The sequence below is a fragment of the Xanthomonas sp. 3793 genome (assembly GCF_024806835.1).
Taxonomy (GTDB): Bacteria; Pseudomonadota; Gammaproteobacteria; order Xanthomonadales; family Xanthomonadaceae; genus Xanthomonas; species Xanthomonas arboricola_F.
In genome coordinates this window covers 80,937-102,776 of the sequence record NZ_JANTYU010000006.1, presented here as the reverse complement: position 1 = coordinate 102,776, position 21,840 = coordinate 80,937, and the positions used below count along the sequence as shown (strand labels likewise).

Below are 21,840 nucleotides of genomic sequence, written 5' to 3'. Positions count from 1 at the left end.
CGTGGTTGTCAGGCGGGTGCGGACGATGGGGAGCAAGCGGGGTGTGCGGTCGTACACGCCGCCTCGATCATCGGCCGAGCTCGCCTGGCAGTGACGCAGTGGGTGTTGATGGCTGCTTTTTCGTTGGAGAAAGGCATGATGCAGTTCCACCGTGTGTTGGTGTTGGGAGCGATGATGGTCGGCATGAGCGGGTCCGCGTTGGCAGAGGCGCCGTTGGCGAAAACGGTGCAGATCTTTGCGCATCGTGGTGCCAGCGCGTTGCGCCCGGAGCACACCCTGGCCGCGTATGCCAAAGCCATTGCCGATGGCGCGGATTTTGTCGAGCCGGACCTGGTGTCCACCAAGGATGGTGTGCTGGTGGCGCGTCACGAGAACGAGATCGGCGGCACCACCGATGTGGCCAGCCATCCGGAGTTTGCCGCGCGCAAGACGCGCAAGACCATCGATGGTCAGGCAATGGACGGCTGGTTCACCGAGGACTTCACGCTTGCCGAATTGAAGACCTTGCGCGCACGCGAGCGCTTGCCGCAGTTGCGTGGCACGCGCTGGGACGGGCAGTTTCAGATTTTGACCTTCGACGAGATCATTGATTTCGTCGCAGCCGAATCTGCCGCGACCGGCCGCACGATCGGGCTGATTCCGGAGATCAAGCACCCGAGCTATTTCAGTGGGCTGAATCTGGCGATGGAAGACAAGGTGCTGACCACCTTGCAGGCACATGCCTACACCCGTACCGCGCCGGTGGTGATCCAGTCGTTCGAGACCGGCAACCTGCGCTACCTGCGCGGCAAGATCGGGCGCAACGGCAATATTCGCTTGCTGCAGCTGCTGGGCGGCGCGCAGATGGCGCTGCCCGATGCGGGCGTGGGCAATGCGCCGCGCACCTACGCGCAGATGATTACGCCCGAAGGGCTGAAGCAGGTCGCCAGCTACGCCGATGCGATCGGCCCGGACATCCGCAGCATCATTCCGCTGGATGCGCAGCAACGCCTGGGCACGCCGACCGGCCTGGTGCACGACGCGCATGCGGCAGGACTGCAGGTGCAGCCGTATACCTTCCGCCCGGAGAATTACTTTTTGGCCGCCAACAACCGCAGCAGTGCTGCGGTGACCGAGCGTAACGAGGCCGGTGCATTGGCCGAGTTGAAGGCGTATCTGGATGCCGGTATCGATGCGTTCTTTGCCGACGATCCGGGCCTGGCACGGCGTGCGTTGAGCGAGCGTGCAACGCGTTAAACGTTGGACGCATATGCGGTCCGTAGGAGCGCGCTTGCGCGCGATGGGGCTTTATCGGGAACGCCCCATCGCGCGCAAGCGCGCTCCTACGTCCCAGGTGGCCGTTCGCGCGGCGGGAAGTGCAGCACCACGTTTTCCGAGCCGTCTTCCTGGCGTTGCCAGAGCACCGGTACCTGACGTGGAGGTGGCGGTTCCAGCATCGCGTGTTCGGGGTTGTTCACTTCCCACGCAGCATCTTCGTCCTCGTCTTCCCAGCTGTAGCGGGGCCTGGCCTGCTGCGGGTCGCGCAGGCGCAACAGCAGCGCGGCGATCAGGCCGGCCACTGCGCCGCCCAGATGCGATTGCCAGGACACGCCGGCTTCGTGCGGCAGGATGGTCACCAACATGCCGCCGTAGAACAGAAAGGCGATCATGCTGGTGGCGATCGCCGGGCGGTCGCGGCGCAGCAGGCCCAGCACGAACACCAGGAACATCAGCCCGTGGGTGACGCCACTGGCGCCCAGATGGCGGCTGCCAGGCTCGCCCAACAACCACGCCCCCAGGCCCGAGCCCAGCCACAGCAACGGCAATGCCATGGCGGTGGCGCGCGGATACACGCTGCCGGCCAGCGTGCCCAGGATCAGCAGCGCCGCCGCGTTGGCGCCCAGGTGCGCGAGCGAGCCGTGCAACAGCGGTGCGGTGAGGATGCCGATCAGGCCGTCTGCCTGCAGCGGCGCCACCGCCCATGCGCGCCAGTCGAACATGCCCTGCGCGGTGAACACCGCCACCAGCAGCAACACGGCCGCCAGGCTGAAGTTGAAGGCACGCAAGATCCTGGAACGGTCCAGGCGGTCTTGGGTGGTGGTGTCGTCGGTGGCAACAGGAGGCGGTGTCATACCTTCACGGATGGCGTCGCGTGGGTTTTTTTACAAGCCTCTCCGGCGCGGGATAAGCAGGCCCGGCGACGGGATAATCCAGTCCCGCCGCCGATCATTGGCACAGCGGTTTACGTGACATCACGCAGGTGACCGAGGCGCGCCACCGAACGTGCCGCAGCATCCCGCCCCCACCGGTTCGGCCCGGGAACGCCCCAGCGACCTGGAGCCTGAATCCTGGCGGCCTTGAGAGGTGATTGAACGGTGGGGATGCGTCGGTCGCAGAGCGGACGATCTGCGGCTTGGTTGCAGCGCCCTTGCCCGCCCACCGTCGCGGGACACGCCGTGAATCCGTCCGTGGAGGTGGCCGGGGCGCGACACCGAACGCTGCCGCATCCGCCCTTACCAGTGCAGCCCGGAAACGCCCCGGCGACGTGGAGCCTGAAATCCTGGCGGCCTTGAGAGGTGATTGAACGGCGGGGATGCGTCGGTCGTAGGGCGGACGATCTGCGGCTTGGCTGCAGGGCCCTTGCCCGCCCACCGTCGCGGGACACGCCGCAAGTACGTCCCTGTAGGCTCTTACGCGGCATCCATGCCGCGTAAGGTCCCGCGACGGTGGCAGGCAGGGACCAGTCGAGAGAGTCGGTGTGCGCAGTTGCCAGCAATGCACATGGAACTACCGTTCCCGATTCCCGATTCCCGATTCCCGAATCCCGAATCCCGATTCCCGAATCCCGAATCCCGAATCCCGAATCCCGAATCCCGAATCCCGGCCCCTCAGTGCCCGGCCGGCTTGGGCGGGCGCAGCAGGCTCAGCACGATGGTGGCAACCAGGATCGTGACCACCACCGCCAGCGACACCAGCACCGGGATCTTGTAGAAATTGATGATCATCATCTTGGTGCCAATGAACACCAGGATCACCGCCAGGCCATACGGCAGCAGGTGGAAGCGGTCGGCCATGCCGGCCAGCAGGAAGAACATCGCGCGCAGGCCCAGCACGGCGAACACGTTGGAGGTCAGCACGATGAACGGGTCGGTGGTGATCGCGAAGATCGCCGGGATGCTGTCCACCGCGAAGATCACATCGATCACCGCGATCAGGATCAACACCACAAACAGCGGGGTGAACCAGCGTTTGCCGTCTTTCATCACACTGAGCAGGTTGCCGTGATACTGCGGGCTCAGGCGCAGATGGCTGCGCATCCAGCGCAACACGGGGTTGGTTTCCAGATCCGGCTCCTTGCCGGCGGAGAACCACATCTTGATACCGGTCAGCAGCAGGAACGCGCCGAACACGTACAGCAGCCAATGGAACTTGGCCAGCAGCATCGAGCCGGCGAAGATCATGATCGCGCGCAGGACAATCGCGCCCAGTACGCCGATGATCAGCACGCGCTGGCGCTGTTCCTCCGGCACGCCGAAGTAGGTCATGACCATCAGGAACACGAAGATGTTGTCGACCGCCAGCGATTTTTCGACCAGGTAGCCGGTGAGGAACTGCAGCCCGATCTGGTCGGCCTGCGCATCGCCCAGCGTGCCCTGCAGGTACCACCACAGCCCGGCGTTGAAGGCCAGCGCCAGCAGCACCCAACCGATGCTCCACCAGGTGGCCTCCTTGAAGGTCACCTTGTGGGCGCCGCCATGGCGCATCAGCACCAGATCGATCAGCAGCGCGGCGATCACCACGACCCCGAAACCGCCCCATAACCAGACATTGCCAATGGTTTGCATAAAGAATCCCGAAAAGTGAAACGACCTGGACAGCCGGTGGGCTGAGGCCTTGTGACACGGAAATCGTGGATTCCGGGTGACGGACCTTCGCCTGCGCGGCGAAGGTCTCGCTCGCAACCGGCCTGGCCGGTTGCCGTTGCACCGGAGCCTGGCTGGCAGGACTCGTCATGACGGCGACAACGCTGGGAGCTACTCCCCTTCTGGCGCCGATTCTGCGGGCAGGGGCCGGGCACGTCAATCCAGCCGGATACAATAGGTGAATGAATACTCCTGTCCCCGTCGTCCGACTCAAGAATGCGTGGCGCTCCAGCCACCCGTGGATCTTCCAGAAGCTGGTGGAAAAGCCCGCCGCCAAGCCCAAACCCGGCACCATCGTCGATGTGGTCGGCGTGGATGGGGAGTGGGTTGGCCGCGGCTTTTACAACGGCCACTCGCGCATCGCCGTGCGCATCCTGGAGACCGACCAGTCGGTGCCGGTGGATGCGGGCTGGTTCTCGCGCAAGATCGCCGCGGCAGTGAGCCTGCGCCGCGACTGGCTCAAGCTCGACGCGGTGTCCGATGCCTGGCGCGTGGTGCACAGCGAAGGCGACGGCCTGTCCGGCCTGGTGGTGGACCGCTACGGCGATCTGGTGGTGGTGGAGTTCTTCGCCGCCGGCATGTTCCGCCACCGCGAATGGATCTACGCCGCGCTGCGCGAGCAGTTCCCGGGCTGCCGCTTCCACAGCTTTGCCGACGAACACGTGCAGAAGCAGGAAAGCTTCGATTTCCACGGCAACACCACCACCGAAGCGTCGGTGATCACCGAATACGGCATCAAGTTCCGCGCCGACCCGGCCGGTGCGCACAAGACCGGCTTCTTCGCCGACCAGCGCGAAAACCGCCAGTGGCTGAGCGAGCAGGTCGAAGGCAAGAGCGTGCTGGACCTGTGCTGCAACACCGGCGGCTTTGCGGTGTATGCGGCCGCGCGCGGTGCGTCCGAGGTGCTGGGCGTGGACATCGACGAGGACGTGATCGCCATCGCCAAGGGCAACGCCAAGCTCAACAACGTGCGGCCCAAGTTCGTGCAGGCCGACATCTTCCCGTGGCTGCGCGATGCGTCCAACCGCGGCGAGCAGTTCGATGTGGTGATCCTGGACCCGGCCAAGATGACCCGCGACCGCGAGCAGGTGATTCCGGCACTGAAGAAGTATCTGGACATGAACAAATTGGCGTTGGGCGTGGTCAAGCCTGGCGGCTTGTTCGCCACTTTCTCGTGCACCGGGCTGGTGGCCGAGCAGGAGTTCCTGGACATGTTGCGCCGCGCCTCGTATTTCTCCGGGCGCACCATCCAGATCCTGAAGGTGGCCGGTGCCGGCCCCGACCATCCGTTCATGGCGCATGTGCAGGAATCGCGCTATCTCAAGGCGGTGTTCTGCCGCGTGGTGTGATGGCGGTGGCCGTGAGGCAGCGGGCGATGCGTAGCGCCCGTTGCGTGCTTGTGCAGGTCAATGGCATTGCAGACGTGGCCGCCAAACGATGACGTCACACGGCGCCGGCTGCCGGCAAGCGGTGCAGGGCGGGCACTGGCAAGTGGCCACCGCATCGCCTGGCGTGTGATGGTGCGTGCAGCGCGGATGACGCGATGCGACTGTCGTCCATCGTGCAACAGGCGTAACCCGTGCGCGACGGCACCGGTGTATCGCAGCGTGCTGCAGCCGGGATTCAACGCAGACATTCACTAGGGAGCGGCAGCCGATGAGGTCCAGCGACGAAGACGAACGCAAGGCACTGCGCCGTTTGCTGCGCGAGATCGAGCGGCCCCATGCCAGCCTGCTGGCCAGCAACTGGCCGGTGTTCGGCGTATGGCTGCTGTTTTCCGGGGCCTTCATGTATTTGTTCCAGACCGGCAGCGGCTCGCCGTTGCATCCGTTGACGCTGGCGCTGGGCTCGACCTGCCTGGGCGTTTTCGGCGCCTGGATCGTGCTGCGCTCGGTGTGGGCGCGGCAGTGGCTGCATCTGCGCGAGCACGTCGATGTGGACAGCGTGCGCGCGCGGTTGGCCGAACTCGAGGATTGAGCCTGCGTCGAACGTGCAGTGATGCATGGCAGCGCCAACCTGCATCGCTGGTGCGCATGCGGCCTTGGCGCTGCAGCAGACGCACGCCTGCAGGCGATCGCAGGCAACCCCACCCATCGCGCAGGACCGCACGCCGATTCGAACGGGTGGCAGCGGTGATGCGGTGACGTGACTGGAACAAGCAAGTCATAGCCGACGTGCCGGGCCAGGCGACCCGCACTTGCCAGTGACGCGCGCAATCGGTGTACGCGTTGCGCGCGTCCACCGATGGCTGTCCCTGGCCTGTCTGTCGTGTCTTGTCGGACTGATGCGCAGTTGCTGGGTGCAGCTGCGCCAGATCACCAGCCGGCCGGTCGCGCGGTGATTTCCGGCACCGCCTGGCGCAGGTCTGCACCGAACTCCGGGTTGGTCATCGTGGCCGGATCGATAAATCCGTAGAACACCCCCTGCACAGGCGAGGCGCCTTGTTCTTCGACATCGCCACGCAACTGCGCGGTGCCGCCGACGTTGATGGCACCGAACGCGCCCGGCCCCATGAACACCGTATGCGCCTGCGCATTGGCGCCGATGGTGGCGCCCGGATGCCACACGGTGAGCCCGCCGAGCACCGCGTTGCCCTGCACCGTGCCGCCCATCACCGTGGCGCGGCCATCGATGCGCGCATTGCCCAGCACATTGCCGGCCAGCACACGTGCGCGTGGCCCCACGTAAGCGGTGGAGGCGACGTTGGCGGTGTTGGCGACCCAGCCGCCGCCGTTGGCGTGGCGACGCCCCACCGGGGTGGGCGTGGGCGCGTTGGGCTGGCTGCCGGCCGGCGCGGCATTGGTCAACGTCACGCTCCACGGGTAGCGGTAGATCGCGTAGTAGGACTGGTCCCACTTGATCTGCTGCATGGTGCTGGGGGCGCCCATCACCATCAGGTACACCGCGCGGTCGCCGCCCTTCAGCGGCACGCTGACGTTGGCCTTGGCGCCGCGCTGCAGCGTGCTGTAACGCGCCTTGCCGGTACTGTCGATGGCCACCACGCCCCAGCGCCAGTCCGAGTCCGGGTTGGGAATGCTGGGTGGGTCGTTGAGCAGGCCGGGCAGGCTGGTGACCGCAGGTGCGCTCTGCACCTGGCCCTCGAAGGCGACCTGGATCGTGGTGGCGCCGCTGGCGGGGATCAGCTGCACCAGGTTGTAGCCCCAGCGCTGCGGCGCCCATTCGAACGGCACGCGATAGCGGTTGGCCTGGCCGGCCACCGGGTCGAGCACGGTCATGCGCAAGGCGCGGTCGCGGTTGTCCCAGTCCTGGGTGCGCTGCGGGTCGAACGACAGATTGCTGCCGTAGCGCGCCCGATACAGCACGCCCTGGTCGCTACCGTCGGGATTGGTGTAATCCCAGTTGACGTTACGCATCGCCCAGTCGCCGAATACATCGTTCATCTGCGACTGCGTCCAGCCCATGTTGGCCTTGATCACCGAGAACGGATCGGCGCTGCGCCGCGCCGGGTTATCGATGCCCGGCGCCTTGCTCCACATGTCGTTGATGATGGCGTAGCCGTAGCGGTTCTTCAGGTACTCCATGAACTGCCAGTTGCAATAACGGTCGCGCGTGGAGCCCAGATACACATGCGGGTAATTCACCAGCATGCTGGAGCAATGCACGTCGCTGCTGTGGAATTCCGGCAGCTGATGGGTCATCCAGTTGGCGTGCGATTCCCAGATCCAGCCGGTGTACTCGGACTCCTGCAAACCGCCGGCCTGGTACTGCAGTGCATGGGTGAGTTCGTGCGCCAGACCCCAATGGTCGCGCAGGCCGCCCGGCGCCATCCACATGCCCATGCCGCCGCTGCCGGTGGCACCGCCACTCAGGCCGAAGCTCGGGTCCAGATGCAGGTTGGCCTTGTACTTGGTGGCCACGTTGCAGAACGGCTCGGGAAACTGCAGGCGATTGATGAAGGTGTCCCAGACCATTTCCAGGTGCTCGCCGGCGGCGCGCACGTCCGCATCGGAGACGCCGTTGCCATTCCAGCGGAAGGCGAAGTGCGCCGTTTCGTAGCGCACCGGCGGCATGCCGACTTCATTGACGCGCGCGACCCAGCTGCCGGCCGTGCACGCCGCGCTGGCGCTGGAGGCCGCGCCCAGGCCGGTGGCGATCATGGTGGCGGCCAACAGGCGGCGGGTGAGCTGCCGACGCGGCAGCGGAGACGATGCGGTGGACATGACAATGCTCTCGCAGACAGGGAATGGAAGACGCACGCGCAGCCACACGCACGCAGCCGGGCGTGGTGTCTGAGTGAGCTGGGGAATGCCGCCGGCAGCGGGGACTGCGCAAGTGTGCGGAGCCGCGCGCACCGTGCAATTGATTCAATGATGTATTTTTCCGAACTGCAACGCGTGCATCGCTCGTGCTGTGGCGCGGGTCGGAGTTGTGCGCTCCGGTACGGCAGCGACGCGATGGCGATACGTGACGCACGTCTGGCGCATGCGCATCTGTGGACACGTTGAGCGATCGCGACGATCGGCCGCGCACGCAACGCTGACGTGCGCTCGCATCTGGCGCGATCGCGCAGTCGGTGCGCCAGGCCCGCCTGCTCCCAGCACACAGGGTCCGAACCCCGTACCTACCGCGATTGATGCGGCGGGTAGTGCCGCAACGTCACCCCACCCGTCATACGCAATGGCGGATCGGTGCCCCTGGTCCATCGTTGACAAGGGAGCAGGGGATTGGCTCGACACTCGGAGAATGCAATGACGTCCTCACCGCAGCGTGCCGACACCGCACAGGCCATGGCCTAGATGCCGGCCATCGACTCACAGCGCGCCGCCTGGCTGGCGACGCAGATCCTGCCGCACGAGCCGGCGCTGCGGCGTTGGCTGCGCAAGCACGCACCGGGCAACGTCGATTGCGACGACGTCATCCAGGAGACCTACGCCATCCTTGCCGGGCTGGGCGAGGTGGCCCACATCGCCAACCCGCGCGCCTATCTGTTCACCGCCGCGCAGTCGGTGCTGTTGCAACAGGTGCGCCGCGCCAGGATTGTTTCCATCGAAAGCGTGGCGGAAATCGAGCGCCTGGACATCACACAGGACGAGCGCTCACCCGAGCGCCACGCCATTGCCGGTCAGGAGCTGCGCCGCATCGGTGAAGCGCTGGCGGCACTGCCGGACAAATGTCGCCAGGTATTTGTGCTGCGCAAGGTCGACGGCCTGTCGCAGCGCGAGATCGCCGCGCGGCTCGGAATCAGCGAGAACACCGTGGAAAAACACATCGTCAAGGGACTGCGTTTGCTGATGGCCCGGATGGGCCGCAGTGCCGCCCCCGCACCGGCCGCCACTGCCGGCACTGTGGCGTCGCAGCGCGTCGAAGAGCAGCACGGGCACTAGGCATGAGCGAAATCGACGACATCGCCGCTGCCTGGGTGGGACGCGAGGACGGCGACCGCCTGACCCAGGCCGAGCGCACACAGCGCGACCGCTGGCTGGCCGCCGATGTGCGCCATCGCGGCGCCTATGCGCGTGCGCATGCAGTGCACCTGCACTTCGATCGCGCGCGTGCGTTGGGGCAGGGCTTTACCGCCGAAGCGACGCGCCCACGCCGCACGCATCGACGCGGCACCTGGCTGGCTGCACTCGCTGCCAGCGTGGTCGCTGCGGCCACCGGCATGCTGGCATTGCAGCAGTCCGTCCCCGGACATGGCGCGCCCGGCAGTGAAGCGCCCGGCAGCGGCCATCACCTCACCCGCATCGGCGAGGTGCTGCGGCTGCCGTTGGCAGACGGCTCGGCAGTGACGCTGAACTCCGGCTCGGAAGTGGTGGTGGAGTTCAGCGCCAACCGGCGCCAGATCCAGTTGCTGCGTGGCGAGGCCTTGTTCGATGTGGCCAAGGATCGCCACCGCCCATTCGTGGTGATGGCGGCCGGCTCGCAAGTGCGCGCGGTCGGCACCAGCTTCAGCGTGCGCCGCCGCCAGGACGATGCAGTCAAGGTCGTGGTGCGCGAAGGCACCGTCGAAGTGGATGCCGACCAGCGCGCACCGCAACGGGTGGCAGCCAACATGCTGGCCATGGTCAGCCCGACGCGGGCAGTGCAGCTGCAGCCGCTGGATGCGCAACGCGTGCAGCAGTTGCTGGTCTGGCGCGACGGCATGATCGCCTTCGATGGCGACACGCTGGCGCAGGCGGCCGCCGAATTTGCCCGCTACAACGACATGCGCATCCTGATCGACGACCCCGCCGTAGCGCGACGCACCGTGGTCGGCCTGTACTCGGCCAACGATCCGGAAGGCTTCGCGCGCGCTGTCGCACTGAGCATGGGCCTGCAGATCGAACACACCCGTGGCGGCATCCATCTGCGCGGGGCAATCGCGCAGTGATGCCCATCGATCTGCAGCCAGGCCGCCGGCAGCTGCGATGTCGATGTCGATGCCGATGGCGGAAACGCGGCGGCTGCGCATCCAACCACATGCGAGCAAGACAACAACGGTGACGACGACCAGACAGCGGCGCACGCGCGCCAGCGGAGACCAGTGATGCATGCAGCAACCAGGCGTTTGAGCAAGGCAATCGCGGCGGCAACCGCAATGATGGCAGCGGGACATGCGGTGGCAGCGTCACCGCAGGGGCGCACGTTCTCGCTACCGGAGGGCAATGCGGTGGCGGCATTGCCCGAATTCGCGCGGCAGGCCGGCGTGCAGATCGTGGCGCCGGGCGAGTATCTGCAGCAGGTGCGCACACCGGCGGTGCAGGGCACGCTGGAATCGCGCGTGGCATTGCGGCAGTTGCTGGCCGGCACCGGCTTGAGCGTGGTCGAAGACGATGGCGAACGCATCACCCTGGCCTCGGCGCAACCGATGGCGGCCGCGTTGCACGGACATCCCGGCGTGGGCTACGCACAGGTGGACGCATCCGCAACCACGCCGGCAGCGGCAGCACCGCCCGCCGATGCCGCCGTCGACAATCTGGATGCGGTGGTCGTCACCGGCGCACGCGGCGTGCAGCGCACCGTCACCGAGAGTCCCACCCCGATCGATGTGATCGGCGCGGCGGAACTGGAAAAGACCGGTCGCCCGGGCCTGCTGGCGGCGCTCAACGATCTGGTGCCCTCGTTCAATGCGCCGGCCAAATCCGGCAACGGCACCTCGTATGTGATCGCCACCGGCGGGCTGCGCGGGCTCAACCCGGATCACACCCTGGTGCTGGTCAACGGCAAGCGCCGCCATCGCACCGCCAGCATCAACATCGCCGGCATCGTCGGCCGCGGTTCGGTGCCGGTGGACATGAGCCTGATCCCGGTCTCGGCGGTGGACCACATCGAAGTGCTGCGCGATGGCGCCGCCGCGCAATACGGTTCGGACGCGATCGCCGGCGTCATCAACATCCTGCTCAAGTCCGATGCCGACGGCGGCAAGGCCGACATCCTGTGGGGCCAGAACATCGACCGCGCCGATGGCGACAGCAGCAGCGCCAGCATCGGCAAGGGCCTGGCACTGGGCAGCGACGGCTTCGTCTATCTGGCCGCCGACGCCCGCTATCAACAGACCTCCAACCGCGCGGTGCCGGTGGCCGACGACTACCGGCTGTACTACCCGGTCAACGGCCAGCCGGACCCGCGCGAGGCCACCGTCAACCGCCTGATCACCCCCAACTTCGGCCAGCCCTGGCAGAAGGGCGCCAACCTGTCCTACAACGCCGAACTGGGCCTGGGCGGCGACCTGCGCGGGTATTCCTACGCCACTTACAGCCGCCGCCTGAGCGACCTGGAATGGTCGTTCCGCAATCCCAATGCCAACAACACCCTGCAGGAGATCTATCCGGACGGGTACAGCCCGCGCCTGCGCATCGACGAGACCGATTACGAGTTCACCGCCGGCATCAAGGGCCTATGGGGCCAATGGGATTGGGACCTGGCCAGCAGCTACGGCAGCAACGCCTCCGAACGCGACGGGCTGCACACGCTCAACGCCAGCCTGGGGCCGACCAGCCCCACCGAGTTCTATCTAGGCCAGCTGACCTCCACCGACTGGACCACCAGCCTGGACATCACCCGCGGCCTGCAACTGGCCGAGCGCCCGCTGCAGGTGTCGCTGGGCGTGCAGCATCGCTACGAGAAATATGAGATCCAGGCCGGCGAGCAGGCGGCCTATGCGGCCGGCAGCTACGTGTTCCCGGCCGGGCATCCGCGCGCCGGGCAGGCGCCGCCGCCCGGCGCGCAGGGCGCGATCACCTTCCAGCCCGACGAAGCCGGCAGCCTGGATCGCAACAGCGGCGCGGCCTATGTCGACCTGACCTGGGACGTGGCCGACAGCGTGTCGCTGGGCCTGGCCGGCCGCTACGAGCGCTTCGACGATTCGGCTGGCGACACCGCGGTGGGCAAGTTCACCGCGCGCTGGGCCATCACCCCGACCTTCGCGCTGCGTGGCGCGGCCAGCACCGGCTTCCGCGCGCCGGCCCTGGCGCAGGCCTTGTACGCGGCCACCAACAGCAGCTGGCGCACGCTGGATAACGGCGACCGCGAGCTGTTCCTGGCCAAGACGCTGCCGGTGGATTCCCCCGCCGCGCTGGCACTGGGCGCCGAGCCGCTGAAGCCGGAAGAATCCACCAACACCAGCATCGGCTTCACCTACAACCCCACCCGTGCGCTCAGCCTCACCGTGGATGCCTACCGCATCGATCTGGACGACCGCATCGGCATGACCGGCTACATCACCGGTGCGGCGATCACCGACCTGCTCACCCGCGCCGGCGTGTCCGGTGTCGACAGCGCGCAGTACTTCACCAACGCCATCGACACCCGCACCGAAGGCGTGGACGTGGTGGCGACCTGGCGCATGGAGGCCGGCGACTGGGGCCGGGTCAACTGGAACCTGGGCTACAACTACAACAAAACCGAGATCACCCGCATCGCCGACAACCCGGCCGCACTGGACTCGCTGGGCGCCGGCTACGAACTGTTCGACCGCGCCTCGCGCGGCTATCTGTCGCGCACCCCGCGCAGCAAGTTGTTGCTGGGCGGCAATTGGGTGATCGGCGACTTCGCGCTCAACGTGCGCGTCAACCGCTTCGGCAGTTTCGACGTGCTGGAGAACAACCCGGCCAACGACGAGCACGTGCCGGCCAAATGGATCACCGATCTGGAAGCGTCCTACGCATTGTCCGGGCGCATCACCTGGACGCTCGGCGCCAACAACCTGTTCAACCAATACCCGAACAACATCGGCGCGGTCGCCAGCACCGGCAGCGGTTTCTACGTGACCAGCGTGCCGTACGGCTTCACCGGCGGGTCCTATTACACCAAGTTGACCTACACCTTTTGAGGAGTGATACAGTGCCGCGACTTTCTTCGATGCGGGCGCCTGCGCGCAGCGCTTCCATCCGCGCAGGGCTGTTGATCGCGTTGGTATGCGCTCCGCTGGCGGCGCTTGCCGGCGCCGGCAAGGACACCGGCGAGATCCTGTGGGACCGCTACGGCGTGCCGCATGTCTATGCCAGGACCGAAGCCGGCACCTTCTACGGCTTCGGCTGGGCGCAGACCCATAGCCATGGCAATCTGCTGCTGCATCTGTATGGCGAAGCACGCGGCCGCGCGGCCGAATACTGGGGCGAGAAGTACGCCGAACAGGATCGTTGGCTGGCCACCAATGACGTCTACCCGCGCGCGCAGCAGTGGTACCGACAGCAGGCCCCGGGCTTCCGTGCCGACCTGGACGCCTTCGCGCAAGGCATCAACGACTATGCGGCCGCACATCCCGAGGCGCTGGATGCAGAGGTCAAGGTGGTGCTGCCGATCACCGGCGTGGACGTGGTGGCGCATGCGCACCGGCTGATGAATTACGTCTACATTGCCTCGCCTGCAAAAGTACTGGGCGAGCCGCCCAAGGACGGCCAGGCCCGCGATGGTTCCAACGCCTGGGCGCTGATGCCAAAGAAAACCCGCGATGGCCACGCCATGCTGCTGGCCAACCCGCATCTGCCCTGGGGCAGTGGCTTTTTCACCTACTACGAAGCACATCTCAACGGGCCGGGTGTGGATCTGTACGGCGCCACCCAGGTCGGCCTGCCGATCCTGCGTTTCGGTTTCAACAAGCAGCTGGGTTTCACCAATACGGTGAACACGCTGCTGGGCCAGACCACCTACAAACTCACGCTGTCGGGCGAGGGTTATCTGCTGGACGGCAAGGTGCTGCCGTTCAAGCGTGAAACCAAAGCGCTGAAGGTTCGTCAGGCCGATGGCTCGCTGAAGGAAGAAACGCTGCAAGTGCGGCATGCGATGCAAGGCCCGGTGTTCGAGCGTTACGACGGCAGCACCGTGGCGCTGCGTGTGGCCGGCCTGGATCGCCCCGACATGCTCAAGCAGTACTGGGACATGGGCAAGGCGCAGGACTTTGCGCAGTTCCAGCGCGCGCTCAAGCAACTGCAGGTGCCGATGTTCAACATCGTCTATGCCGACAAGGCCGGCAACGTGCTGTTTCTCGACAACGGCATCCTGCCCAAGCATGCGCAAGGCGATTTGAAGTACTGGAGCGGGCTGGTGCCGGGCGATACCGCGTCCACGTTGTGGAGCGAGGTACACGGCTACGACGAGCTGCCCAAGGTGATCAACCCGGCCGGCGGTTTCGTGCAGAACACCAACGACCCGCCGTGGCTGGCGAGCTGGCCGCGCGTGCTGGACCCAAGCGCATTTCCGGCCTATGTCGCACCCACCGGGCCGATGTCGCTACGGGCGCAGAACTCGGTGAAGATGCTGGCCGAACACGACAAGATCGACTTCGATCAGCTGGTCGCGCTCAAGCGCACCGCGCAGGCGCTGGCGGCCGATCGTACATTGCCGCAGTTGTACGCCGCTGCGGCGGACAGCACCGACCCGGACATTCTCGCCGCGATCAAGGTGCTCAAGGCCTGGGACCGCCACTTCGAAGCCGACAGCCGCGGGGCGTTGTTGTTCGAGGAATGGGCGCGCCTGTTCACCGGCGATGCGCGCTACCTCTCGCAGGCCGGCTATGCCACGCCGTGGTCGCTGGACGCGCCGCTGACCACACCCAGCGGCTTGAAGGACCCGGCGCTGGCGCTGCGCCAACTCAAGCAGGCCGTCGCCAGCACCAAGAAGACCTATGGCGCCATCGACCGGCCGTACGGCGAGGTGTCGCGCTTCCACCTGGGCGGGGTCGATGTGCCCGGCCGCGGCGGTTTCGGCAATCTCGGCGCGTTCGACGTGATCACCTGGAACCCGCCCAATGCCGATGGCCAACGCCTGCCGCAGCACGGCGAAACCTGGGTCTCGCTGGTGGAGTTTTCCACGCCGCTCAAGGCCAAGGGCCTGATGAGCTACGGCAATGCCAGCCAGCCTGGCTCGGCGCATATCAACGACCAGTTGCAGCTGCTGTCCAAAGGCGAGTTCCGCACCTTGTGGACCACCCGCGAGCAAGTCGAACAGCACCTGGAATCACGCACTGACTTCTGACGACTACTCCTGACGATCTCCCCAGCTTGAAGCAGCTACCCGACAGCACCGCCCACCATCCCAGCATCCAAGGACACCGCCCATGCGCACCTTTCTGACCGCCGCCTTGTTCGTCGTCTCGGCGTTGACTGCCACGTTCGCCGCATCGGCGGCCGATCCGCACGACGGCGCCTGGACCCTGGTGGAATCCAAATCCAACTGGAGCGACGGCAAGTTTCCCAAGGGCATGCGGCTGACCATCAATGTGCAGTTCTCCGACAACCGCATCGAATACCACTCCATCAACACCACCCGCCCGGCCACGCCGTACAAGGTCGATTACGTCACCACGCTGGATGGCAAACCCAGCCCGCTCAACGAGCAGGCGCGCTTCAACCAGATCGCGGTGAGCAAGACCGGCGCCGACACCTACCAGATACTCAAGATGAAGGACGACGACGTGATCGTCGGCGAGTTCTGGACGTTTTCCGCAGACGGCAAGACGCTGATCCGCAATGGCGTGGGCAAGTCGCCGGAAGGCAAATCCAAGGCGTATCACGAGTTCTTCGAGCGCAAGTGACGCGTTGGTGCGTGGTCGCAAGCGGTGATGTCTGCGACTGCGCATCGCGTCAGCCCGCGCCCCGTGCACTCACGTTCTGCGTTCTGCGTAGGGATCGGCCGATCCCTGCGCGGCTATGATCGATACACCCCCACCTTCTGCGAGCTGCCATGACCCTGTATCGCCTGTGCACTGCCATCGCGCTGAGTCTGGCCGTGGCCGCACCCGGCCACGCGCTGGAGTTTTCCAAGGCCGAGCTGGCGCGCGCCACCGCCTTGCAACAACGCCTGGTCACGCTGGATTCGCATCTGGACACGCCGGCCAATCTGGAGCGCCCCGACTTCGACGTCCTGCAGGCGCATGCCGGCAACCGGCTGTCGCAGGTGGATTACCCGCGCATGGTCGAAGGCGCGCTCGATGGTGGCTTCTGGGCGGTCTACACCGGGCAGGGCAATCGCAGTGCGGCCGCGCACCTGGACGATCGCGATGCCGGCCTGCAGCGGTTGTTGAAGATCCACACGCTGCTGGCCGCGCAACCGCAGCGCTTCGCCTTCGCCACCACGCCGGCCGATGCCGCGCGCATCAAGGCCGATGGCAAGCGCGTGGTGTACATCAGCATGGAAAACGCCAGCCCGCTGGTGGCCGACCCCACGTTGCTGCGCTTCTATTACGCGCAGGGCCTGCGCCTGATGAGCACCGTGCATTTTCTCAACAACGAGTTCGCCGACTCGGCCACCGACCCCAAGGGGCCGGAGTGGAAGGGCCTGAGCCCGGCCGGCAAGCAACTGGTGCAACAGGCGCAGGCGCTGGGCATCGTGATCGATCAATCGCATGCCTCCGATGCGGTGTTCGACCAGTTGATCGCGCTGTCGCCGGTGCCGATCGTGCTCTCGCACAGCGGCGCGCGTGCGGTGTTCGACCACCCGCGCAATATCGACGACGCACGGCTGAAGGTGCTGGCTGCACACGGCGGCGTGATCCAGGTGAATTCCTATGGCGGCTACCTGGTCGACAGCGGCGCCAGCCCCGAGCGCAAGGCCGCCGAGAAGGCGCTGACCGAGCAGTACGGCGGCTGGGAGCACATCAAGATCGCCGACGGCACCGCCCTCAGCGCCGCGCTCAAGGACCTGGATGCGCGCTACCCGATCAAGCGCGCCACCGAGGAGGATTTCTTCGCCCATCTGGAGCATGTGCTCAAGGTGGTCGGGCCCGAACACGTGGGCATTGGCATGGACTGGGACGGCGGCGGTGGCGTGGTCGGCCTGGAAGACGTCTCCGACCTGCCGCGCATCACCGCCTGGCTGCTGCGCAAGGGCTACACCGAGCCGCAGATCGCCGGCATCTGGGGTGGCAACCTGCTGCGGGTGATGGGGCAGGCGCAGGCGTATGCGGTGGGGAATCGGGAATTGGGAGTGGGGAAGTAGTGCTGGGATTGGGGATTGGGGAGTCGGGATTCGCAAAGCCGGTCTGTCGTGCGGGGCTGTTCCTGCATAGGGCCGGGCGGTGGGGCACCGGCGTAGTTGTTGGTGCAGGGCTGGGATGCAGGCGCGTTGCTGCTGCGGCGTCGCCGGATTGGCTGATCGGGGAGCGGAGTGCGTCAGCGCTAGCTATAGGCAGGTGGTCGCGTGGTCGCGGCCGTGCTGCATTGGGGCGGCCAGCTCTGCACTAGCCGCATGACGGGCAGTGCGACTGCCGTGGCGCTCCGAGCCCGCAGCACCCCGGGTGCCTGGTGCGGATTTGGGCATTTGCACAAAAACCGGCGTTTGCCTGCCCGCAGATTGGCAGCAGCCTGACGATGCTTCCGGGAAAAACCTCCAACTAGAATGCGCCGACCCCTGTGTGGTGCCGGTGCCAGGGCACTGCGCGCCGGTGGGCCCACCGACTGCTGGAGCGTGCGATGACCCAAGCCTCCCGGCCCCTGCCGCCCTCCGACGGCCTGGGCCCGACCTACCGCAGGATCCTGTGGCGGCTGATCCCGTTCCTGTTCGTCTGCTACCTGTTCAACTACCTGGACCGGGTCAATGTCGGCTTCGCCAAGCTGCAGATGCTGGGCGATCTGGGCATGAGCGAGACGGTGTATGGATTGGGCGCGGGCATCTTCTTCGTCGGCTACCTGGCCTGCGGGGTGCCGAGCAACCTGATCCTGCAGCGCATCGGTGCGCGCCGCTGGGTGGCGATCATGATGGTCAGCTGGGGCCTGCTCTCCACCTGCCTGATGTTCGTGCGCACCCCCGCCGGTTTCTACACCCTGCGCCTGCTCACCGGTGCGGCCGAGGCCGGCTTCTTCCCTGGCATCGTGCTGTACCTGACGCGCTGGTTCCCACGCGCGCAGCATGGCCGGGTCATGACCGTCTTCATGTCGGCCATCCCGATTTCCGGGGTGTTGGGCGGGCCGTTGTCGGGCTGGATCCTCAGCCACTTCTCGGCCGGGCAGGGCGGCCTGGCCGGCTGGCAGTGGATGTTCCTGCTACAGGGCCTGCCCACCGTGCTGCTGGGCATCGGGGTGTGGTTTCTGCTCAGCGATGGCGTGCAGCAAGCCACCTGGCTGGACCCACAGGAGAAGCAGGCACTGACCCGCGCGCTGGCCGCCGACGAAGCAGGCAAGCCGGCCGGTGCCTCCACCTCGCTGGGCGCGGTGCTGTGCAACCCGGCGGTATGGATGCTGGGCACGGTGTACTTCTGCATCCAGAGCGGGGTGTATGCGATCAATTTCTGGCTGCCCTCGATCATCCAGGGCAGCGGCGTCACCGACCCGACCCGGATCGGCCTGATGAGCGCCATCCCGTACCTGGCCGCAGCGGTGTTCATGGTGCTGATGGGCCGTTCGGCCGACCGCCGCGGCGAACGCCGCTGGCACCTGGTGATCCCGTTGCTGATGGGCGCGGCCGGCCTGTGCATCGCCGCCAGCGTCACCGACAACCTGGGCCTGGCCCTGTTCGGCATGACCCTGGCCACGATGGGCGCGGTCAGCGGCTTGCCGCTGTTCTGGCCGCTGACCAACGGCTTTCTCACCGCCGCCGCCGCGGCCGGTGGGCTGGCGCTGATCAACTCCACCGGCCAGGTTGCCGGCTTCGTCAGCCCGTACCTGGTGGGCTGGATCAAGGACGCCACCCACAGCACCGAGCTGGCGCTGTACGTGCTGGCCGGGGCCATGCTGCTGGGCGCGGCGCTGGTGCTGCGGGTGCCGGCACGCGCGGTGAACCAGTGATGTCCATCCAGGTGAGTGTGCCCATGAAGATCGTCATCGCCCCCGATTCCTACAAGGAAAGCCTGTCCGCGCTGGAGGTGGCCACCCAGATCGAGGCCGGCTTCCGCGAGGTGTTTCCCGATTGGCACTACAGCAAGGTGCCGGTCGCCGATGGCGGCGAGGGCACGGTCGACGCCCTGGTCGCCGCCACCGGCGGGCGGGTGATCGCCTGCACCGTCAGCGGCCCGCTCGGCACCCCGGTGCCGGCGTTCTTCGGCCTGACCGGCGACGGCCGCACCGCAGTGATCGAAATGGCCGCCGCCAGCGGCCTGGCGCTGCTGCCGCCGGCCGAGCGCGCGCCGTTGCGCACCAGCACCGCGGGCGTGGGCGAGTTGATCCTGGCCGCGCTGGATGCCGGCGCGCGGCGCTTCATCATCGGTATCGGCGGCAGTGCCACCAACGACGGCGGCGCCGGCCTGGCGCAGGCCCTGGGCGTGCGGTTGCTGGATGCGCGCGGCGAGCCGATCGGCCCCGGCGGCGGCGCGCTGGCGGCGCTGGCCCGGATCGAGACCGACGGCCTGGACGTGCGCCTGCAGGACTGCCAGTTCGAGGTGGCCTGCGATGTGGACAACCCGCTGATCGGCCCGACCGGCGCCTCGGCGGTGTTCGGCCCGCAGAAGGGCGCCACGCCCAGCATGGTGCGCCAGCTCGATACCAACCTGCAGCACTACGCCAACCTCCTGCAGCGCGACCTCGGTGTGTGCCTGCACGAACTGCCCGGCGGCGGTGCGGCCGGCGGCCTGGGCGCGGCGCTGGTGGCCTTCCTGGGCGCGCAGTTGCGGCCCGGGGTGGAGATCGTCGCGCAGGCGCTGGGGCTGGATGCACTGGTCGCCCAGGCCGATCTGGTCATCACCGGCGAAGGCCGCCTGGACAGCCAGAGCCTGCACGGCAAGACCCCGGTGGGCGTGGCGCGGCTGGCGCAGCGCCACGGCAAGCCGGTGATCGCCATCGCCGGTTGCCTGGGCAATGGCGCTGCGCTGCTGCATGGGCACGGCATTGATGCGATGTTTGCGGTGGTGCATCGCGCCTGCACGGTGGAGCAGGCGCTGGCCGAAGCCGCCGGCAACGTGCGCATTGCCGCACGCAATGTGGCGGCGGCGCTACAGGTAGGCCGGGCATTGGCGCAGGTGCCTGCACTCGGCGAAGGCCGCTGACGGCAGCGCATGGATTCCTGACGCAGGCCCTCCTCGTGCCACCTGTCCCGCTGCAGCACATCGCCGCGCAGAGCAGGCCTGGCGCCCGCAGGGCGACCGCGCGACGCGGCGCGTTGCCGGTTTGACTGCCACCGATTCCGGGAGGCCGGCTGCTTACCGACAACGGGTGCGCAGCGTGCCGGCAGCAGGCGTCGCAGCGCGCCGCATCTTCGCCTGACGCATCCGCATCGAACCGCGCGCGGCAGGCTGTCAGCAACGGCGGTCGAAGCACCCGCCGCCGCACCCTGCACCGTCACACACGTATCGAACATGCATGCGCCGACCATGGCACCGTGAACTTCCTCGATCGCGTCAACAGACCCCAGCCCATGCTCACGCTCGACCGCACCCTGGCGCAGTCCATCGTCGACCGCGCGATGACCATCCTCGACGGCAACGTCAATGTGATGGACCACACCGGCGTCATCATCGCCAGCGGCGAGCCGGCGCGCCTCGGTCAGCTGCACGAAGGCGCGCTGCTGGTGCTGTCCAGGCAGGGCCGGGTGGAGATCGATGCGGCGCTGGCGCAGCAACTCGATGCAGTGCGCCCCGGCGTCAACCTGCCGCTGATCGCCGATGGCCGCATCGTCGGCTGCGTCGGGCTCACCGGCGACCCGCAGCGGATCGGGCAACAGGCCGAACTGGTGCGCATGGCCGCCGAAGCCATGCTGGAGCAGGCCGGCCTGCTGCGCCTGCTGGCCCGCGATGCGCGCCTGCGCGAGGAAGTCACGCTCGGCCTGATCCGCGCCGACGGCCCCACCCGGGCACTGGCCGGCTGGGCCGAACGGCTCGGCATCGCGCTGGACCTGCCGCGCGTGGCCGCGGTGATCGAAGTGGAGAGCGACACCCTCGACCTGGACGCCATGCTGGTGGAACTGCAGCGCCTGCACACGCTGCTGTCCACGCCCGAGCGCGGCAACCTGATCGCCGCCACCGCGCTCAACGAGCTGGTGGTGCTCAAGCCCGCACTGGACCGCCGCGGCCACTGGGATGTGGACGAACAACGCCGTCGCGCGCACACCTTGCTCGAGCGCATGCGCGCCAGCAGCCCGCTGCGGATCCGCCTGGCGTTGGGGCAGTATTTCCCACAGCCCGGCGGGCTGGCGCTGTCGCACCAGATCGCACGTACCACCATGCGCATCGGCAAGGCGCGCGCGCCGCAGGCCGATGCGTTCTTCTACGACGACCATCGCCTGCCGGTGCTGGTGGACGACCTGCGCCAGGCCTGGCAGGCCGAGGAACTGCGCAAGCCGCTGCAGGCGCTGCTGGCACAGGATCGTCGCGGCGACCTGTTGCAGACCCTGTCGGTCTGGTTCGGTGCCGGCATGCGCATGGCATCCACTGCCAAGACACTGGCCATCCACCGCAATACGCTGGATTACCGCATGCAGCGCATCGCAGAATTGTGTGGCGTGGACCTGCGCAACACCGACGACTGCGTACGCCTGTATCTGGCCTTGCAGATGCGCGATGACGGCGCCGCCCCGCAGGCCGATGCCCACACCTGACGGCGCGCCGGCAACCCGGCACCGGCACGCCCCGGCG

General features: G+C 67.1%; 15 protein-coding genes. 12 read left to right on the top strand and 3 right to left on the bottom strand.

The window, feature by feature from the left end; genetic code table 11:
• Positions 1-135: 135 nt before the first annotated feature.
• Positions 136-1,236, top strand: a complete 1,101-nt coding sequence (locus FHY18_RS18715) for a glycerophosphodiester phosphodiesterase (RefSeq protein ID WP_259158825.1) — start codon at positions 136-138, stop codon at positions 1,234-1,236.
• A gap of 86 nt (positions 1,237-1,322) precedes the next feature.
• Here FHY18_RS18715 and FHY18_RS18710 read toward each other — a convergent pair whose 3' ends face one another.
• Both FHY18_RS18710 and FHY18_RS18705 read right to left on the bottom strand, forming a co-directional pair.
• A complete protein-coding gene (locus FHY18_RS18710) occupies positions 1,323-2,111 on the bottom strand; it encodes a rhomboid family intramembrane serine protease (protein WP_259158824.1) in 789 nt (262 codons plus the stop codon).
• A 756-nt stretch (positions 2,112-2,867) separates the two neighbouring features.
• Positions 2,868-3,824, bottom strand: coding sequence for a TerC family protein (locus FHY18_RS18705; RefSeq protein WP_259158823.1), 957 nt, complete (start codon positions 3,822-3,824; stop codon positions 2,868-2,870).
• Positions 3,825-4,084: 260 nt separating this feature from the next.
• Between FHY18_RS18705 and FHY18_RS18700 the strand changes: the two genes are divergently transcribed.
• Both FHY18_RS18700 and FHY18_RS18695 read left to right on the top strand, forming a co-directional pair.
• Entirely contained in the window at positions 4,085-5,251 is a 1,167-nt protein-coding gene (locus FHY18_RS18700) for a class I SAM-dependent rRNA methyltransferase (RefSeq protein WP_259158822.1), read from the top strand.
• Between the two features lie 307 nt (positions 5,252-5,558).
• Entirely contained in the window at positions 5,559-5,879 is a 321-nt protein-coding gene (locus tag FHY18_RS18695; protein WP_259158821.1) for a hypothetical protein, read from the top strand.
• 338 nt (positions 5,880-6,217) lie between these two features.
• Here FHY18_RS18695 and FHY18_RS18690 read toward each other — a convergent pair whose 3' ends face one another.
• A complete protein-coding gene (locus tag FHY18_RS18690; RefSeq protein WP_259158820.1) occupies positions 6,218-8,083 on the bottom strand; it encodes an Svx/AvrXca family virulence/avirulence protein in 1,866 nt (621 codons plus the stop codon).
• A gap of 576 nt (positions 8,084-8,659) precedes the next feature.
• Here FHY18_RS18690 and FHY18_RS18685 point away from each other — a divergent pair.
• The 9 genes from FHY18_RS18685 (at position 8,660) to FHY18_RS18645 (ending at position 21,803) form a co-directional block, all read left to right on the top strand.
• The gene (locus FHY18_RS18685) at positions 8,660-9,247 is read left to right on the top strand and encodes an RNA polymerase sigma factor (protein ID WP_259158819.1); all 588 of its coding nucleotides are present in this window, start codon (positions 8,660-8,662) and stop codon (positions 9,245-9,247) included.
• A 2-nt stretch (positions 9,248-9,249) separates the two neighbouring features.
• Entirely contained in the window at positions 9,250-10,233 is a 984-nt protein-coding gene (locus FHY18_RS18680) for a FecR domain-containing protein (RefSeq protein ID WP_259158818.1), read from the top strand.
• Positions 10,234-10,410: 177 nt separating this feature from the next.
• Positions 10,411-13,173, top strand: coding sequence for a TonB-dependent receptor (locus FHY18_RS18675; protein ID WP_259158817.1), 2,763 nt, complete (start codon positions 10,411-10,413; stop codon positions 13,171-13,173).
• A gap of 11 nt (positions 13,174-13,184) precedes the next feature.
• Positions 13,185-15,317 carry an acylase gene (locus FHY18_RS18670; protein ID WP_259158816.1) on the top strand — a complete coding sequence of 711 codons (2,133 nt, stop codon included), beginning with the start codon at positions 13,185-13,187 and terminating at the stop codon, positions 15,315-15,317.
• A gap of 82 nt (positions 15,318-15,399) precedes the next feature.
• Positions 15,400-15,876, top strand: a complete 477-nt coding sequence (locus FHY18_RS18665; protein ID WP_259158806.1) for a hypothetical protein — start codon at positions 15,400-15,402, stop codon at positions 15,874-15,876.
• Positions 15,877-16,025: 149 nt separating this feature from the next.
• Complete coding sequence (locus FHY18_RS18660) at positions 16,026-17,279, top strand: dipeptidase (protein ID WP_259158804.1); 1,254 nt, start codon at positions 16,026-16,028, stop codon at positions 17,277-17,279.
• Between the two features lie 473 nt (positions 17,280-17,752).
• On the top strand, positions 17,753-19,063 hold the full coding sequence (locus FHY18_RS18655; protein ID WP_259158791.1) for an MFS transporter: 1,311 nt from the start codon (positions 17,753-17,755) through the stop codon (positions 19,061-19,063).
• 23 nt (positions 19,064-19,086) lie between these two features.
• Complete coding sequence (locus FHY18_RS18650; RefSeq protein WP_259158783.1) at positions 19,087-20,256, top strand: glycerate kinase; 1,170 nt, start codon at positions 19,087-19,089, stop codon at positions 20,254-20,256.
• Positions 20,257-20,624: 368 nt separating this feature from the next.
• Complete coding sequence (locus tag FHY18_RS18645; protein WP_259158775.1) at positions 20,625-21,803, top strand: sugar diacid recognition domain-containing protein; 1,179 nt, start codon at positions 20,625-20,627, stop codon at positions 21,801-21,803.
• The last annotated feature ends 37 nt before the right edge of the window (positions 21,804-21,840 follow it).